The 20,844-nt window shown below is 44.1% G+C and carries 4 protein-coding genes; 3 read left to right on the top strand and 1 reads right to left on the bottom strand.

All coding sequences use genetic code 11. The features are described from left to right. Positions 1–315 precede the first annotated feature (315 nt). Genes ACL8WY_RS08665 through ACL8WY_RS08675 form a run of 3 tightly spaced genes read left to right on the top strand, consistent with a single transcriptional unit; the run spans position 316 to position 16,771 of the window. Positions 316–14,523: a tail fiber domain-containing protein gene (locus ACL8WY_RS08665; RefSeq protein ID WP_436518043.1), complete on the top strand. Its 14,208-nt coding sequence runs from the start codon at positions 316–318 to the stop codon at positions 14,521–14,523. Next, on the top strand, positions 14,520–15,737 hold the full coding sequence (locus ACL8WY_RS08670; protein ID WP_436514306.1) for a gliding motility-associated C-terminal domain-containing protein: 1,218 nt from the start codon (positions 14,520–14,522) through the stop codon (positions 15,735–15,737). The genes ACL8WY_RS08665 and ACL8WY_RS08670 overlap by 4 nt, the downstream gene beginning before the upstream one ends. Then, positions 15,734–16,771: a PorP/SprF family type IX secretion system membrane protein gene (locus ACL8WY_RS08675; RefSeq protein WP_436514307.1), complete on the top strand. Its 1,038-nt coding sequence runs from the start codon at positions 15,734–15,736 to the stop codon at positions 16,769–16,771. The genes ACL8WY_RS08670 and ACL8WY_RS08675 overlap by 4 nt, the downstream gene beginning before the upstream one ends. On the opposite strand, the gene ACL8WY_RS08680 is transcribed toward ACL8WY_RS08675, so the two are convergent. Continuing rightward, positions 16,768–20,838 carry an OmpA family protein gene (locus ACL8WY_RS08680; protein WP_436514308.1) on the bottom strand — a complete coding sequence of 1,357 codons (4,071 nt, stop codon included), beginning with the start codon at positions 20,836–20,838 and terminating at the stop codon, positions 16,768–16,770. The two genes, ACL8WY_RS08675 and ACL8WY_RS08680, sit on opposite strands and share 4 nt — an antisense overlap. Positions 20,839–20,844: the final 6 nt, after the last annotated feature.

Consider the following 20,844-nt stretch of genomic DNA (forward strand, 5'->3'; position numbering starts at 1 on the left):
AGAGGGGACTGCTGTCCCCTCTTTTCGGTATTCTAAGTGTAACTCCATGCAAAGGTAGAAAACATATGCGTGAAATCCTCTTTTTTGAGTAGAAAAACCAAATTTTCGACTTCTAAAAAAAATTCAAAAAAGAAAATGAGCCTTTCATCTAAAGTTCGTTCCATAACAGTCTGATTTTTTGGAAATTACTCCCACTTAGTCTAATTTTTACGACCAGTTATTTAAGTAGTCTCACCGCCCTATTTTTTTAACCATAAAAAACCAAAAAAGATCTATAAATCTAGATCAGCCTTAGCTTGTCAAACCATCCCCACTATGAAATATTTTAAGAGCGCATTTGCCTCTGCACTTGTCTTAATTTGTGTTTACGCACAAGGTCAAGACAATTCAGTTGGTATTAACACTAATAGTCCAAATTCCAACGCAGTTTTGGAACTTGTATCGCCTAACTCTGATCAAGGATTTCTTGTTCCAAGGTTGACCACATCTCAGCGTACTTCTATGGCAATTTCACTTGGCAACTCAGATGATGGATTAATGGTATTTGATACCGACCTTAAATTATTCTACTACTGGAATAATAATAACTGGAATGCTGGTTTAGGGGTGTTAAATGTACTTGCTGCAGGTGGGGATCTGACAGGCAATTACCCAAACCCAACAATAAAGCTAGGTGCCATTGTAGAAAATCGTATTGGGGATTTAGCGGTTTCTACAGCCAAACTTCAAAACAGTAGCGTAACTACAGGGAAGTTAGATAATGGCGCTGTAACAACCGATAAAATTGCTGAGCAGGCTGTTACTACTAGTAAAATTGCTGATTTGGCGGTTACCGGTGACAAGTTGGAAAATGTCGGAACAATTACCGCGGGAACATATGGCACAGATGCGTTTAATGTTCTACAGCTGGCAGTTGATCAAAAAGGTCGGATCACAGGAATCTCTGAAGTTGTTATCCAAATCGGGTCTTCTAATATTATTAATGGGTCTATACAGAATGTTGATATCGCAAATGGAACAATAACCATCTCCAAAATAAACCCAGAAGGTAATTCCAATTCAGTACTTACGATTAATAGTTCTGGCAACTTAGTATGGACCGATCGGACGGAGTTCGCTTCATCTGCCTTGGCTCCCAACAACATCTATGTTGGAGATGGCGCAGGTGTTGCAGAAGGCCTGCCGGTCAGTGGTGATGTGACTGTAGTTAATAATGGAACATCAGCTAATGTTCAAATAAAGAATGGAGTTGTTACTACAAATGAAATTGAGAACGGGGGAGTAGAAAACGTAGATTTAGCAAATAATGCGGTGACCTCAAATAAAATAGCGAATGGAGAGGTTCGAACAGTAGACTTGGATGATGACGCAGTTACAAATGCAAAATTAGCTGACAATGCTGTGAGGTCAGAAAATATCGCTGATGGGCAAGTTCAAAATGCTGATCTAGATAAAGCTAATATCCCACTGAGTGGATTTGGAGCTGCAGCAAACGATGTTAACCTTGGCAATAATCGGATTATCAATCTAAGTGATCCCTTAAACCCTAATGATGCTTCGAATAAGAATTATGTCGATACAGAAATCAACGCCATCAACACCGAGTCCGATGCGGATTCCATTGCCATCTGGAATAAGGTGCAGGCAGATTCAACCTACCTGGATGATCGCATCGCAACCAACATCTCGGATATCGCTACACTTGATGCAGAAGTAGATGCCGATAGTTTAGCACTCTATACCAAGTTGCAAGCAGATTCAACTTACTTAGATGATCGCATCGCAACCAACATCACAGACATTGCGGCCATCAACACCGAGTCCGATGCGGATTCCATTGCCATCTGGAATAAGGTGCAGGCAGATAGTACGTATCTCGATGATCGCATCGCAACCAACATCTCGGATATCGCTACACTTGATGCAGAAGTAGATGCCGATAGTTTAGCGCTCTATACCAAGTTGCAAGCAGATTCAACTTACTTAGATGATCGCATCGCAACCAACATCACAGACATTGCGGCCATCAACACCGAGTCCGATGCAGATTCCATTGCCATCTGGAATAAGGTGCAGGCAGACAGTACGTATCTCGATGATCGTATCGCAACCAACATCTCGGATATCGCTACACTTGATGCAGAAGTAGATGCCGATAGTTTAGCGCTCTATACCAAGTTGCAAGCAGATTCAACTTACTTAGATGATCGCATCGCAACCAACATCACAGACATTGCAGCCATCAACACCGAGTCCGATGCGGATTCCATTGCCATCTGGAATAAGGTGCAGGCAGATAGTACGTATCTCGATGATCGCATCGCAACCAACATCTCGGATATCGCTACACTTGATGCAGAAGTAGATGCCGATAGTTTAGCACTCTATACCAAGTTGCAAGCAGATTCAACTTACTTAGATGATCGCATCGCAACCAATATCACAGACATTGCAGCCATCAACACCGAGTCCGATGCAGATTCCATTGCCATCTGGAATAAGGTGCAGGCAGATTCAACCTACCTGGATGATCGCATCGCAACCAACATCTCGGATATCGCTACACTTGATGCAGAAGTAGATGCCGATAGTTTAGCGCTCTATACCAAGTTGCAGGCGGATTCAACGTATCTCGACGATCGCATCGCAACCAACATCACAGACATTGCAGCCATCAACACCGAGTCCGATGCAGATTCCATTGCCATCTGGAATAAGGTGCAGGCAGACAGTACGTATCTCGATGATCGCATCGCAACCAACATCTCGGATATCGCTACACTTGATGCAGAAGTAGATGCCGATAGTTTAGCACTCTATACCAAGTTGCAAGCAGATTCAACTTACTTAGATGATCGCATCGCAACCAACATCACAGACATTGCGGCCATCAACACCGAGTCCGATGCGGATTCCATTGCCATCTGGAATAAGGTGCAGGCAGATAGTACGTATCTCGATGATCGCATCGCAACCAACATCTCGGATATCGCTACACTTGATGCAGAAGTAGATGCCGATAGTTTAGCGCTCTATACCAAGTTGCAAGCAGATTCAACTTACTTAGATGATCGCATCGCAACCAACATCACAGACATTGCGGCCATCAACACCGAGTCCGATGCAGATTCCATTGCCATCTGGAATAAGGTGCAGGCAGACAGTACGTATCTCGATGATCGTATCGCAACCAACATCTCGGATATCGCTACACTTGATGCAGAAGTAGATGCCGATAGTTTAGCGCTCTATACCAAGTTGCAAGCAGATTCAACTTACTTAGATGATCGCATCGCAACCAACATCACAGACATTGCAGCCATCAACACCGAGTCCGATGCGGATTCCATTGCCATCTGGAATAAGGTGCAGGCAGATAGTACGTATCTCGATGATCGCATCGCAACCAACATCTCGGATATCGCTACACTTGATGCAGAAGTAGATGCCGATAGTTTAGCACTCTATACCAAGTTGCAAGCAGATTCAACTTACTTAGATGATCGCATCGCAACCAATATCACAGACATTGCAGCCATCAACACCGAGTCCGATGCGGATTCCATTGCCATCTGGAATAAGGTGCAGGCAGACAGTACGTATCTCGATGATCGCATCGCAACCAACATCTCGGATATCGCTACACTTGATGCAGAAGTAGATGCCGATAGTTTAGCACTCTATACCAAGTTGCAAGCAGATTCAACTTACTTAGATGATCGCATCGCAACCAACATCACAGACATTGCGGCCATCAACACCGAGTCCGATGCGGATTCCATTGCCATCTGGAATAAGGTGCAGGCAGATAGTACGTATCTCGATGATCGCATCGCAACCAACATCTCGGATATCGCTACACTTGATGCAGAAGTAGATGCCGATAGTTTAGCGCTCTATACCAAGTTGCAAGCAGATTCAACTTACTTAGATGATCGCATCGCAACCAACATCACAGACATTGCGGCCATCAACACCGAGTCCGATGCGGATTCCATTGCCATCTGGAATAAGGTGCAGGCAGATAGTACGTATCTCGATGATCGCATCGCAACCAACATCTCGGATATCGCTACACTTGATGCAGAAGTAGATGCCGATAGTTTAGCGCTCTATACCAAGTTGCAAGCAGATTCAACTTACTTAGATGATCGCATCGCAACCAACATCACAGACATTGCGGCCATCAACACCGAGTCCGATGCAGATTCCATTGCCATCTGGAATAAGGTGCAGGCAGACAGTACGTATCTCGATGATCGTATCGCAACCAACATCTCGGATATCGCTACACTTGATGCAGAAGTAGATGCCGATAGTTTAGCGCTCTATACCAAGTTGCAAGCAGATTCAACTTACTTAGATGATCGCATCGCAACCAACATCACAGACATTGCGGCCATCAACACCGAGTCCGATGCGGATTCCATTGCCATCTGGAATAAGGTGCAGGCAGATTCAACCTACCTGGATGATCGTATCGCAACCAACATCTCGGATATCGCTACACTTGATGCAGAAGTAGATGCCGATAGTTTAGCACTCTATACCAAGTTGCAAGCAGATTCAACGTATCTCGACGATCGCATCGCAACCAACATCACAGACATTGCAGCCATCAACACCGAGTCCGATGCGGATTCCATTGCCATCTGGAATAAGGTGCAGGCAGATTCAACCTACCTGGATGATCGTATCGCAACCAACATCTCGGATATCGCTACACTTGATGCAGAAGTAGATGCCGATAGTTTAGCGCTCTATACCAAGTTGCAAGCAGATTCAACTTACTTAGATGATCGCATCGCAACCAACATCACAGACATTGCAGCCATCAACACCGAGTCCGATGCGGATTCCATTGCCATCTGGAATAAGGTGCAGGCAGATTCAACCTACCTGGATGATCGTATCGCAACCAACATCTCGGATATCGCTACACTTGATGCAGAAGTAGATGCCGATAGTTTAGCGCTCTATACCAAGTTGCAAGCAGATTCAACTTACTTAGATGATCGCATCGCAACCAACATCACAGACATTGCGGCCATCAACACCGAGTCCGATGCGGATTCCATTGCCATCTGGAATAAGGTGCAGGCAGATTCAACCTACCTGGATGATCGTATCGCAACCAACATCTCGGATATCGCTACACTTGATGCAGAAGTAGATGCCGATAGTTTAGCGCTCTATACCAAGTTGCAAGCAGATTCAACTTACTTAGACGATCGCATCGCAACCAATATCACTGACATTGCAGCCATCAACACCGAGTCCGATGCGGATTCCATTGCCATCTGGAATAAGGTGCAGGCAGATTCAACCTACCTGGATGATCGTATCGCAACCAACATCTCGGATATCGCTACACTTGATGCAGAAGTAGATGCCGATAGTTTAGCGCTCTATACCAAGTTGCAAGCAGATTCAACTTACTTAGATGATCGCATCGCAACCAACATCACAGACATTGCAGCCATCAACACCGAGTCCGATGCGGATTCCATTGCCATCTGGAATAAGGTGCAGGCAGATTCAACCTACCTGGATGATCGTATCGCAACCAACATCTCGGATATCGCTACACTTGATGCAGAAGTAGATGCCGATAGTTTAGCGCTCTATACCAAGTTGCAAGCAGATTCAACTTACTTAGATGATCGCATCGCAACCAACATCACAGACATTGCGGCCATCAACACCGAGTCCGATGCGGATTCCATTGCCATCTGGAATAAGGTGCAGGCAGATTCAACCTACCTGGATGATCGTATCGCAACCAACATCTCGGATATCGCTACACTTGATGCAGAAGTAGATGCCGATAGTTTAGCGCTCTATACCAAGTTGCAAGCAGATTCAACTTACTTAGACGATCGCATCGCAACCAATATCACTGACATTGCAGCCATCAACACCGAGTCCGATGCGGATTCCATTGCCATCTGGAATAAGGTGCAGGCAGATTCAACCTACCTGGATGATCGTATCGCAACCAACATCTCGGATATCGCTACACTTGATGCAGAAGTAGATGCCGATAGTTTAGCACTCTATACCAAGTTGCAAGCAGATTCAACTTACTTAGATGATCGCATCGCAACCAATATCACAGACATTGCAGCCATCAACACCGAGTCCGATGCAGATTCCATTGCCATCTGGAATAAGGTGCAGGCAGATTCAACCTACCTGGATGATCGCATCGCAACCAACATCTCGGATATCGCTACACTTGATGCAGAAGTAGATGCCGATAGTTTAGCGCTCTATACCAAGTTGCAGGCGGATTCAACGTATCTCGACGATCGCATCGCAACCAACATCACAGACATTGCAGCCATCAACACCGAGTCCGATGCAGATTCCATTGCCATCTGGAATAAGGTGCAGGCAGACAGTACGTATCTCGATGATCGCATCGCAACCAACATCTCGGATATCGCTACACTTGATGCAGAAGTAGATGCCGATAGTTTAGCACTCTATACCAAGTTGCAAGCAGATTCAACTTACTTAGATGATCGCATCGCAACCAACATCACAGACATTGCGGCCATCAACACCGAGTCCGATGCGGATTCCATTGCCATCTGGAATAAGGTGCAGGCAGATAGTACGTATCTCGATGATCGCATCGCAACCAACATCTCGGATATCGCTACACTTGATGCAGAAGTAGATGCCGATAGTTTAGCGCTCTATACCAAGTTGCAAGCAGATTCAACTTACTTAGATGATCGCATCGCAACCAACATCACAGACATTGCGGCCATCAACACCGAGTCCGATGCAGATTCCATTGCCATCTGGAATAAGGTGCAGGCAGACAGTACGTATCTCGATGATCGTATCGCAACCAACATCTCGGATATCGCTACACTTGATGCAGAAGTAGATGCCGATAGTTTAGCGCTCTATACCAAGTTGCAAGCAGATTCAACTTACTTAGATGATCGCATCGCAACCAACATCACAGACATTGCAGCCATCAACACCGAGTCCGATGCGGATTCCATTGCCATCTGGAATAAGGTGCAGGCAGATAGTACGTATCTCGATGATCGCATCGCAACCAACATCTCGGATATCGCTACACTTGATGCAGAAGTAGATGCCGATAGTTTAGCACTCTATACCAAGTTGCAAGCAGATTCAACTTACTTAGATGATCGCATCGCAACCAATATCACAGACATTGCAGCCATCAACACCGAGTCCGATGCGGATTCCATTGCCATCTGGAATAAGGTGCAGGCAGACAGTACGTATCTCGATGATCGCATCGCAACCAACATCTCGGATATCGCTACACTTGATGCAGAAGTAGATGCCGATAGTTTAGCACTCTATACCAAGTTGCAAGCAGATTCAACTTACTTAGATGATCGCATCGCAACCAACATCACAGACATTGCGGCCATCAACACCGAGTCCGATGCGGATTCCATTGCCATCTGGAATAAGGTGCAGGCAGATAGTACGTATCTCGATGATCGCATCGCAACCAACATCTCGGATATCGCTACACTTGATGCAGAAGTAGATGCCGATAGTTTAGCGCTCTATACCAAGTTGCAAGCAGATTCAACTTACTTAGATGATCGCATCGCAACCAACATCACAGACATTGCGGCCATCAACACCGAGTCCGATGCGGATTCCATTGCCATCTGGAATAAGGTGCAGGCAGATAGTACGTATCTCGATGATCGCATCGCAACCAACATCTCGGATATCGCTACACTTGATGCAGAAGTAGATGCCGATAGTTTAGCGCTCTATACCAAGTTGCAAGCAGATTCAACTTACTTAGATGATCGCATCGCAACCAACATCACAGACATTGCGGCCATCAACACCGAGTCCGATGCAGATTCCATTGCCATCTGGAATAAGGTGCAGGCAGACAGTACGTATCTCGATGATCGTATCGCAACCAACATCTCGGATATCGCTACACTTGATGCAGAAGTAGATGCCGATAGTTTAGCGCTCTATACCAAGTTGCAAGCAGATTCAACTTACTTAGATGATCGCATCGCAACCAACATCACAGACATTGCGGCCATCAACACCGAGTCCGATGCGGATTCCATTGCCATCTGGAATAAGGTGCAGGCAGATTCAACCTACCTGGATGATCGTATCGCAACCAACATCTCGGATATCGCTACACTTGATGCAGAAGTAGATGCCGATAGTTTAGCACTCTATACCAAGTTGCAAGCAGATTCAACGTATCTCGACGATCGCATCGCAACCAACATCACAGACATTGCAGCCATCAACACCGAGTCCGATGCGGATTCCATTGCCATCTGGAATAAGGTGCAGGCAGATTCAACCTACCTGGATGATCGTATCGCAACCAACATCTCGGATATCGCTACACTTGATGCAGAAGTAGATGCCGATAGTTTAGCGCTCTATACCAAGTTGCAAGCAGATTCAACTTACTTAGATGATCGCATCGCAACCAACATCACAGACATTGCAGCCATCAACACCGAGTCCGATGCGGATTCCATTGCCATCTGGAATAAGGTGCAGGCAGATTCAACCTACCTGGATGATCGTATCGCAACCAACATCTCGGATATCGCTACACTTGATGCAGAAGTAGATGCCGATAGTTTAGCGCTCTATACCAAGTTGCAAGCAGATTCAACTTACTTAGATGATCGCATCGCAACCAACATCACAGACATTGCGGCCATCAACACCGAGTCCGATGCGGATTCCATTGCCATCTGGAATAAGGTGCAGGCAGATTCAACCTACCTGGATGATCGTATCGCAACCAACATCTCGGATATCGCTACACTTGATGCAGAAGTAGATGCCGATAGTTTAGCGCTCTATACCAAGTTGCAAGCAGATTCAACTTACTTAGACGATCGCATCGCAACCAATATCACTGACATTGCAGCCATCAACACCGAGTCCGATGCGGATTCCATTGCCATCTGGAATAAGGTGCAGGCAGATTCAACCTACCTGGATGATCGTATCGCAACCAACATCTCGGATATCGCTACACTTGATGCAGAAGTAGATGCCGATAGTTTAGCGCTCTATACCAAGTTGCAAGCAGATTCAACTTACTTAGATGATCGCATCGCAACCAACATCACAGACATTGCAGCCATCAACACCGAGTCCGATGCGGATTCCATTGCCATCTGGAATAAGGTGCAGGCAGATTCAACCTACCTGGATGATCGTATCGCAACCAACATCTCGGATATCGCTACACTTGATGCAGAAGTAGATGCCGATAGTTTAGCGCTCTATACCAAGTTGCAAGCAGATTCAACTTACTTAGATGATCGCATCGCAACCAACATCACAGACATTGCGGCCATCAACACCGAGTCCGATGCGGATTCCATTGCCATCTGGAATAAGGTGCAGGCAGATTCAACCTACCTGGATGATCGTATCGCAACCAACATCTCGGATATCGCTACACTTGATGCAGAAGTAGATGCCGATAGTTTAGCGCTCTATACCAAGTTGCAAGCAGATTCAACTTACTTAGACGATCGCATCGCAACCAATATCACTGACATTGCAGCCATCAACACCGAGTCCGATGCGGATTCCATTGCCATCTGGAATAAGGTGCAGGCAGATTCAACCTACCTGGATGATCGTATCGCAACCAACATCTCGGATATCGCTACACTTGATGCAGAAGTAGATGCCGATAGTTTAGCGCTCTATACCAAGTTGCAAGCAGATTCAACTTACTTAGATGATCGCATCGCAACCAACATCACAGACATTGCAGCCATCAACACCGAGTCCGATGCGGATTCCATTGCCATCTGGAATAAGGTGCAGGCAGACAGTACGTATCTCGATGATCGCATCGCAACCAACATCTCGGATATCGCTACACTTGATGCAGAAGTAGATGCCGATAGTTTAGCACTCTATACCAAGTTGCAAGCAGATTCAACTTACTTAGATGATCGCATCGCAACCAATATCACAGACATTGCGGCCATCAACACCGAGTCCGATGCGGATTCCATTGCCATCTGGAATAAGGTGCAGGCAGATAGTACGTATCTCGATGATCGCATCGCAACCAACATCTCGGATATCGCTACACTTGATGCAGAAGTAGATGCCGATAGTTTAGCGCTCTATACCAAGTTGCAAGCAGATTCAACTTACTTAGATGATCGCATCGCAACCAACATCACAGACATTGCGGCCATCAACACCGAGTCCGATGCAGATTCCATTGCCATCTGGAATAAGGTGCAGGCAGACAGTACGTATCTCGATGATCGTATCGCAACCAACATCTCGGATATCGCTACACTTGATGCAGAAGTAGATGCCGATAGTTTAGCGCTCTATACCAAGTTGCAAGCAGATTCAACTTACTTAGATGATCGCATCGCAACCAACATCACAGACATTGCAGCCATCAACACCGAGTCCGATGCGGATTCCATTGCCATCTGGAATAAGGTGCAGGCAGATAGTACGTATCTCGATGATCGCATCGCAACCAACATCTCGGATATCGCTACACTTGATGCAGAAGTAGATGCCGATAGTTTAGCACTCTATACCAAGTTGCAAGCAGATTCAACTTACTTAGATGATCGCATCGCAACCAACATCACAGACATTGCGGCCATCAACACCGAGTCCGATGCAGATTCCATTGCCATCTGGAATAAGGTGCAGGCAGACAGTACGTATCTCGATGATCGTATCGCAACCAACATCTCGGATATCGCTACACTTGATGCAGAAGTAGATGCCGATAGTTTAGCGCTCTATACCAAGTTGCAAGCAGATTCAACTTACTTAGATGATCGCATCGCAACCAACATCACAGACATTGCAGCCATCAACACCGAGTCCGATGCGGATTCCATTGCCATCTGGAATAAGGTGCAGGCAGATAGTACGTATCTCGATGATCGCATCGCAACCAACATCTCGGATATCGCTACACTTGATGCAGAAGTAGATGCCGATAGTTTAGCACTCTATACCAAGTTGCAAGCAGATTCAACTTACTTAGATGATCGCATCGCAACCAACATCACAGACATTGCGGCCATCAACACCGAGTCCGATGCGGATTCCATTGCCATCTGGAATAAGGTGCAGGCAGATAGTACGTATCTCGATGATCGCATCGCAACCAACATCTCGGATATCGCTACACTTGATGCAGAAGTAGATGCCGATAGTTTAGCGCTCTATACCAAGTTGCAAGCAGATTCAACTTACTTAGATGATCGCATCGCAACCAACATCACAGACATTGCGGCCATCAACACCGAGTCCGATGCAGATTCCATTGCCATCTGGAATAAGGTGCAGGCAGACAGTACGTATCTCGATGATCGTATCGCAACCAACATCTCGGATATCGCTACACTTGATGCAGAAGTAGATGCCGATAGTTTAGCGCTCTATACCAAGTTGCAAGCAGATTCAACTTACTTAGATGATCGCATCGCAACCAACATCACAGACATTGCAGCCATCAACACCGAGTCCGATGCGGATTCCATTGCCATCTGGAATAAGGTGCAGGCAGATAGTACGTATCTCGATGATCGCATCGCAACCAACATCTCGGATATCGCTACACTTGATGCAGAAGTAGATGCCGATAGTTTAGCACTCTATACCAAGTTGCAAGCAGATTCAACTTACTTAGATGATCGCATCGCAACCAATATCACAGACATTGCAGCCATCAACACCGAGTCCGATGCAGATTCCATTGCCATCTGGAATAAGGTGCAGGCAGATTCAACCTACCTGGATGATCGCATCGCAACCAACATCTCGGATATCGCTACACTTGATGCAGAAGTAGATGCCGATAGTTTAGCGCTCTATACCAAGTTGCAGGCGGATTCAACGTATCTCGACGATCGCATCGCAACCAACATCACAGACATTGCAGCCATCAACACCGAGTCCGATGCAGATTCCATTGCCATCTGGAATAAGGTGCAGGCAGATAGTACGTATCTCGATGATCGCATCGCAACCAACATCTCGGATATCGCTACACTTGATGCAGAAGTAGATGCCGATAGTTTAGCACTCTATACCAAGTTGCAAGCAGATTCAACTTACTTAGACGATCGCATCGCAACCAACATCACAGACATTGCAGCCATCAACACCGAGTCCGATGCGGATTCCATTGCCATCTGGAATAAGGTGCAGGCAGATTCAACCTACCTGGATGATCGTATCGCAACCAACATCTCGGATATCGCTACACTTGATGCAGAAGTAGATGCCGATAGTTTAGCGCTCTATACCAAGTTGCAAGCAGATTCAACTTACTTAGACGATCGCATCGCAACCAATATCACTGACATTGCGGCCATCAACACCGAGTCCGATGCAGATTCCATTGCCATCTGGAATAAGGTGCAGGCAGATAGTACGTATCTCGATGATCGCATCGCAACCAACATCTCGGATATCGCTACACTTGATGCAGAAGTAGATGCCGATAGTTTAGCGCTCTATACCAAGTTGCAAGCAGATTCAACTTACTTAGACGATCGCATCGCAACCAATATCACTGACATTGCGGCCATCAACACCGAGTCCGATGCAGATTCCATTGCCATCTGGAATAAGGTGCAGGCAGATAGTACGTATCTCGATGATCGCATCGCAACCAACATCTCGGATATCGCTACACTTGATGCAGAAGTAGATGCCGATAGTTTAGCGCTCTATACCAAGTTGCAGGCAGATTCAACTTACTTAGATGATCGCATCGCAACCAACATCACAGACATTGCGGCCATCAACACCGAGTCCGATGCAGATTCCATTGCCATCTGGAATAAGGTGCAGGCAGATTCAACCTACCTGGATGATCGTATCGCAACCAACATCTCGGATATCGCTACACTTGATGCAGAAGTAGATGCCGATAGTTTAGCGCTCTATACCAAGTTGCAAGCAGATTCAACTTACTTAGATGATCGCATCGCAACCAACATCACAGACATTGCGGCCATCAACACCGAGTCCGATGCAGATTCCATTGCCATCTGGAATAAGGTGCAGGCAGATTCAACCTACCTGGATGATCGTATCGCAACCAACATCTCGGATATCGCTACACTTGATGCAGAAGTAGATGCCGATAGTTTAGCGCTCTATACCAAGTTGCAAGCAGATTCAACTTACTTAGATGATCGCATCGCAACCAACATCACAGACATTGCGGCCATCAACACCGAGTCCGATGCAGATTCCATTGCCATCTGGAATAAGGTGCAGGCAGATTCAACCTACCTGGATGATCGTATCGCAACCAACATCACAGACATTGCGGCCATCAACACCGAGTCCGATGCGGATTCCATTGCCATCTGGAATAAGGTGCAGGCAGATAGTACGTATCTCGATGATCGTATCGCAACCAACATCTCGGATATCGCTACACTTGATGCAGAAGTAGATGCCGATAGTTTAGCGCTCTATACCAAGTTGCAAGCAGATTCAACCTACCTGGATGATCGTATCGCAACCAACATCACAGACATTGCGGCCATCAACACCGAGTCCGATGCGGATTCCATTGCCATCTGGAATAAGGTGCAGGCAGATAGTACGTATCTCGATGATCGTATCGCAACCAACATCTCGGATATCGCTGGAAAACAAAATACTGATGCAGGATTGACTTCAATAGCTGGGTTAACTACTAGTGCGAACGAAATGATTTATACAACAGCATCGGATGCTTATGCAACTACAAGCTTAACAGCTGCCGGAATAGCTATTTTAGATGATGCTGATGCCTCTGCTCAAAGAACAACTTTAGGTCTTGGAAGTCTTGCAACATTAAATTCTGTGACTTCAACCGAAATAGGTAATAGTGCGGTAACTGCATCAGAAATTGCGACATCAGTCGCCGGAAATGGTCTGACTGGCGGGGGAGGTAGTGCCTTATCAGTGCTGGCTAATGGTGACGATATTGAAGTAGGCGCATCAGGTATTCGAATTGCTCAAGATGGAGCTTCAAATGGAGATGTTTTGAAGTGGAATGGTTCTGCATGGGAACCCGCTGCAGACGCTACATCGGATAGAAGGTTCAAAAAAGATATTGTGGTAATTCCAGATGCATTGGCAAGAGTTCTTGCCATCAGAGGGGTGAATTACTTTTATCGAGTTGATGAGTTTGAGGAAAAAGATTTCTCAACTAAAAAACAATATGGAGTTATTGCACAAGAAGTTATGGAAGTATTTCCTGAACTGGTCAGAAAAGCTGAGGATGGTTTCTACAGGGTCAACTACGAACAAATGACTGCCATTTTGATAGCAGCAATGCAAGAGCAGCAACAACAAATTGAATCCTTAAATAAGCAAATTGCTTCACAAGATTCTAAATTAAGTGAGCTCGCAACTGATAACAAGGAGATGAAAAGTGATCTTGACTTGATCAAGAAAATGTTGATGGGTGAAAAAACAGTTAAAAACGAGGACGAATGAGAAAGTTTCTAATCATACTCGGCTTAGCTCCCTGGTTGACATTCGGTCAGCTCTATGTGCCCTCTAATGGACTTATTCATATTTCTGATGGAGCAAACTTAGAGGTAGGTGGTGATTTAGATAACAATGGTGTCATTCAAAATCGAGGAACGCTATCCCTTTATGGGGACTGGTTAACAAATGCCAATTTCAATGGGCTGGAAGGTCAACTGCAATTCCTTGGTGGTTCTAATCAAATGGTCAGCCCCCCACAACTCACTGTTAGTGAACTTGTAATTAATCAAGGTGGCGAAGTGACTTTTTCAGGAAATCAGTATATCGTGCTTGATCGACTGGAATTTCAGTTGGGAAATATTAAGATCGGGGATGATACACGCTTCGTATTGGAGCCTAATGTAAAAGTAGCAGGTGGTTCCAATCTTTCATACTTTGATGGCACCTTGATAGCTAAGGGTAGTGGAATTAAAACCTTCCCTGTGGGATCCGACGGTTTGTTTGCACCCATCACACTCCTTAGTGTTTTTGGCTTGAATACAGAGATTGCCGCCAATTTTATTAAAGAAAACTCAGTTGACCCTGTTCCGGGTGATAGTTTACTTGGCGTTTCTCACATCGGCCTTTGGGAACTTGAATTATTGAACGGGGCTACAGATCCAACGCAAGTTGAACTGGAATTCAACGAAGTAGACCTAAATAACTTCAGAGTTCCAAATCCTATCCGTCACCGAGTCAATTCACCGGTGATTGCATATGCCACTAATCCTGCTGGTGTTTACAGATCACTTGGTATTGAGTCTATCAATGACTCTGATTCTGTGACGTATGGAACGATAGTTAGTGAACTTCCTTTGTCTCCCAGTCTAGGTGAGAAACTTTATGTCGCTGTAGGCTTAGCTCCAAGAGTACCAAATGAGGGATTGTATTTTATTCCTGAGGCTTTTTCCCCTCAAGCTAGTGATCCAAAAAACCAAACTTTCAAGGTTTTTGGGGAGGGAATTTCTGAAGAAGGATTTGATCTTCAGATATATAATAGGTATGGAGTTATTGTTTACTCCACGAGTTCGTTTGATGAAGCAAGTCAAAATGGATGGAACGGAGAAAATCAGAAGACCGGAGCAGATGAACCTGCTGGTGTCTATTATTATACCGTAAAATTTCAATTTAACACTGGCTTACCAGTACAGCAGAAAGGAGCTTTTTATCTAGTAAAATGAAAAAGACTATCGCCATATTGCTTCTGTTAATATCTGCCAAAGTGGTAGGACAAGATGCGCAATTTTCTCAATACTATGCTGCCTCTCTTTATCTCAATCCGGCATTTAGTGGTATATATAACGATCCGTCCATTCATTTAAATCATAAGCGACAGTTGCAAAGTGTTGATGTGGTAAATGAGCTCACTCAGGTGTCATTTATTTTTCCAATTAAACCAAAAGGGAGCCTTGAGCAATCTATGGGTGGTGTGGGAATTATGGCTTTCAACGAGAAAAGTGGTTTTCAGGGTGTTTATCAGCGCAATTCGGTATTTCTAAACTATGCTCATAACCTCAAGTTCGGTCTGCTCACTTCATACCTTATTTCTATTGGAGTGCAAGCCGGCTATGAAATGCGAAAACTAAATTTTAGCAATCTTACCTGGGGATCACAGTATAACGCATTTTATGGGTTTGATGATTCTCTACCTATTCCTGTGACTGAATTTGACGAGCAGCAACAAAATGCTGTAATTAATGCCGGCATAATGTATTACTACAATCCTGAACGTAACTACCTTCTTCATAAGTACAGTGCTTTTGTAGGAATGTCTGCCACTAATCTCAACAGACCTAACACTTCATTTACCATCAATTCTGAAAACACCCCGCCTATTTTATTGAAATACAATGGAGGTATTGAGTTTAAATTCCAAAAACTTTTCGTGACTCCAAGTCTTTTGTACCTCTACATCCGACAAAATCAACAATTCAACGCTGGTTTAAATATGGCTTATGTTCCTAATGCGGATCGCTATAGAGCGCGAGGTTCTCAGCTCTTGTTTGGAGTTTGGTACAGACTAAGAGATTCCTTCATTTTCATGGGAGGCGTAAAAGTAAGTACGCTTACAGTTCGTGTAAGCTACGACATGAACAGTAACCTTTTTGTTCCTCTAAAAGGAATAGATCTGGCCCAAAATTCTTTCGAGATATCAATTCAATACTCGTTATCCAAGAATCTTGGATCCAGAAAAATTTCTAATCCTCTGTTCTAGTTCTTCGGATAAATAATCAATCGGGTGCCTGGCTCCAGGGTTGTTGAATTCAATCCGTTTTGCTCCATGATCAACTCCTCCGGAACATTGAATTTCTTCGATACAATTTGAAGATTATCTCCGGCCTGCACTGTATAAATGAAGTCACTACCACTCTTAATATCTGCTGGTACTACCAAATTATAGTCTGGCTGAATAACTCCATCTTTCTTTAGTCTGATTGGTTGATAAGTAGAAAGATCATTGCTCCCCAGGCCATTCAAACTTCTAATTCTACCCTCTGCCACATCCATGCTGGCTGCCAGTTTTGAAACCGTGGCTCCTGGTCGGATCAAATAGAAATTACCAAAGGATTCTCGACGTTTTCCTATCAGCCTTACATCAATTCTTCTATTGAGTTGTCGGCCATACGGATTATTGTTATCCGCTATTGGTTTCTCTGATCCATGCCAGATTACTGAAATTTTAGATTGATCAATGCCATTGGAAATAAGGTAATCACGTGCTGAATACCCTCGATTTTTACTCAAAACCAAGTTAAATTCTGCAGCGCCAGTATCATCTGTATGTGATTCAATTTCAATATTACTACCACTATTTCTGTATGCCACTATTACTTCATCCAAAAGGATTTTGACTTCCGGTCTTAGTTCAGCAGAGCTTACATCGAAGAAAGCACGTGTTGCATTAGTATAAATACCCGCCACTCTCTCTCTTCTTCCATCTACATTGAAGTTTTCAAGAACAACAGATTCTGTGTCTGTTCCTTTTTTGAAGGTTAAGTCATACTTAGCAGGTGAAACTTTGAATTCGAATTCTCCGGCATTGTTTGTATATCCTTCAATAACGGTCTTGGTATTATCAAACTCAATAAGGGTGATTGAATAGGAAGAAAGTGGATTTCCTGTATTGGCACCAACTAGCTTCCCTGTAATTGTAATTTGATCGTATCCGTCGATTTTGCTTATAGGCAAGGCAATCTTGATTTCATCCAATTCTTCTGAAGCCAAAATATCCTCCGCTCCTAAAAGCTTCTTAGATCCAACCTCTTCATCCATATTGGTGCCGGCAGCTAATGCCATAATATCAACAGGTGCTTCATCTACATCTTTTGCATCAAGTGCTAAGTTTTCTGTCAAGATTCTGTGATTATTAAATCTGAATTTCTTGATTCTTTCGAGTAGTTGATTTTCACTTGCTGTCAAAGAGCCTCTAGCTCTTGCATCACTTTCTGGCAGAACATATCTACTATTTCTTTTCGGAAGACCATTGTCAAGCGTAATCCTATTGATAAACGCCTTACGATCTTGCGAGAGGTTGTTGTAATAAGTGAATGCGTTGTTTATAAACGTTTGCTCGCCCGGCTTAATCGGTTGACTTGATACTTTTTTAGCAAGTGCAGCGATATGAACTTTCTCACTTCCGGTTACTTCAGTCAGTTTCTGCTGATCGCTCAATTTGACTGTTCTTTCTGAGTATTGACTCACCAGATAATCGAGCGCAATTACATTATCGATGACCTTTTTCTTGCTGTCACTTAGTGCTTCATACTGATTGATATCGCTATTGTTCAGGCGGGCACTTGGGTCAGCTCCTTCAACTGATTGCCCTGAGGCTATCACCACCTTAGGAGTGGTGTCAAAGAAGATGGGCTTGGCTTCACTTAGATATGAGTCATAAGCGGTTTTCACAAATCGCTGGACTGCACCTTTCTGCAATTCACTTAGTTCTGGCTTAAGGGCTAGAAGTTTATTGACGGTTTCTTCTGGAGTGTCGCTTAATGCCGCCTGAAGTTCAGACTGAGAGAAAGTGGTTTCGGTCAGGTATATGCTTGAATTGGCAAGGTTCGAGATTTGCTTCAATAGCAGTTTGTCAAGTCTACTTTGATCTGCCGAATTCTTGTTTTTGAAAACATCTAAATCCGAATTTGATATGTTTTGATCAAAGTTGGTGAGATCGGAGGTCATGAATGTGGCGGCAATCGATTTCAATTTTTCCTTGTCTTCTTCATTCAATGTCTCGTAAAAATCACGATCCTCTTTTAATAGGCGATATTTTTCTTCATTACTTAGACCTATGAGTCGCTCGCGGATTGCCGCATTAACATCTTCAGTAGCATCCTGATTATCCCTCATGAATACTTTTTCATTCATATTCAGTGAAATGCTTCCAAGGTTTCTTTTCTCCTTTAAATACTTAATGGCAATACCATCTAAGCTCTGCTGTTCTTTCTTATCAAAAGAGTTGTACGTAGGTGTCGCAGGCTTGAATTGTTGAGCGTTTTTAAGTCGATCTGAAATGAGGATGTCGATTTTTTCACGTTCGTCAGTACTAACACCGCTGTAGAAATTGAAAACATCATCTTCGAGATTTACGCTATTGCCCATGCCTTGCTGTTCCAGATAGGTAGATACAATGTTGTCGACCTTTCTTCTCTTATCAGAACTCAGCTGCTGATAGTAGTAATCGTCTTCTGTCCGAATGGATCGAATCATATTACTTGTCATCTTCCGCACCCTTGCGTTTACAATTTTATCAATACGCTCCTTATCGTCTACACTCAACGAATTGTAAACGGCGAGTTGTCTATCCGTTAGAATCAGGTCAACTTCAGAAACCGAAGAAGACAACATGCGAGAAATGATTTGATTGATAATTTCCGTCTCACTACTGTCGAAATTGTAATCGTCTGTAAATAGTGAATTTCTTCCGGCTATTGTTCCTTCATTAGATACTTCGGAAATGATGTCGCTTTTTGAACGTACGTTGAAACCAAAAATGTCGAATTTGCCCGGGCCTTCTTCGCGATTCGATGAGAGGAATCCTTTTGTTTTTCCCATGAAGAAGAAAATGTCATCCTTATATGAATTGAAAGGTATTCCGGCATTGTAAATTTCAGCAGTTTCAAACTTGGTGCCACGCGCTATATATATGTCAAATCCACCAAATCCTCTATGCCCATTGGAAGCAAAAAAGAGTACACGTGAGTGATGATCATAAAATGGAGAAACCTCATTAAATGGCGTGTTGATTTGATTTCCTAGGTGAATTGGTGGTCCCCAATTTTCATTGCCCGCATTGATACTCATGTAGATATCAAGTTGACCCAGGCCTCCATCTCTGTCAGAAACATAGAATAATGTGTCTCCGCCTGGAGTCAGGTTCGGATGCTTTGAGTTAAATCCGTATTCGTTGATATTAAAGTTCAGTGCTTTTGGCTCACTCCATCGACCGCCGATTAATTCAGATAGGTATATATGGCATACATCTCCTAAATCCTCATCGCAATTGGTGTAGTAAAACTTGTTTCGCTCACGGTTGAATGACCCTGAACCATCTCCATATTTTGTATTAATGACTTTCTCAAACCGATCTCCTTGATCCAATTCCTTCCACACACCATTTTCCTGTGTAAAACGAAAAAGGTCTGCGAAAGACTCTCCAAACTGATTATCTACGAGACTTCCTTTTCCACTACTTCTGGCGCTGGTAAGACATACGATATCATCCGTGCCTACACTAAATGCTGCATAGTCATTGTACTCCGAATTAAGCGGCGCAGTTAGTGGCGCAAATTTGTGGTCGGGATGAACAAGTGTAATTTGATTCAACGCCAGTTGACATCCGTCAATTTCTATTTTAGCTTGTTTATAGTAGTATCTGTAATCATCTGATTCGTGAAGCTCATTGGCCACAAGAAATTTTCTGAAATCTTTGAAGTTGGCCAGCGACTGATCATAGCGTCCTTTTAACTTTTGCATCATGGCATAATAGAAACCGGCCAGGGGAAATCTGATGTCTTGGCGAGATCCAATTGCCTCATAGTGATACTCAGCACTTTCATAGTCTTGAATCAGTCGATAGCATTCTGCCAGCTGATACTCCGCTTTCATGTTTGATGGATTCTCGGACAATGCCTCTTTATAGTATCTAATGGCGCCAATAAATTGATCATTTCTAAACTGCTCGTCACCAAGCGTGATCAGCGCACGTACTGCATTATTATTGACCTGCCCTGAGGCGAAAATTGTGATTAGAAATCCGAGTAGTAAGAATGACTTCCTCATAACTGC

Source organism: Ekhidna algicida (assembly GCF_051379705.1).
Lineage (GTDB): Bacteria > Bacteroidota > Bacteroidia > Cytophagales > Cyclobacteriaceae > Ekhidna.

What these genes read in the sequence shown, in the direction of transcription:
- ACL8WY_RS08665 (WP_436518043.1), top strand. Translation starts at nt 316, where the DNA reads ATGAAATATTTTAAGAGCGCATTTGCCTCTGCACTTGTCTTAATTTGT.
- ACL8WY_RS08670 (WP_436514306.1), top strand. Translation starts at nt 14,520, where the DNA reads ATGAGAAAGTTTCTAATCATACTCGGCTTAGCTCCCTGGTTGACATTC.
- ACL8WY_RS08675 (WP_436514307.1), top strand. Translation starts at nt 15,734, where the DNA reads ATGAAAAAGACTATCGCCATATTGCTTCTGTTAATATCTGCCAAAGTG.
- ACL8WY_RS08680 (WP_436514308.1), bottom strand. Translation starts at nt 20,838, where the DNA reads ATGAGGAAGTCATTCTTACTACTCGGATTTCTAATCACAATTTTCGCC.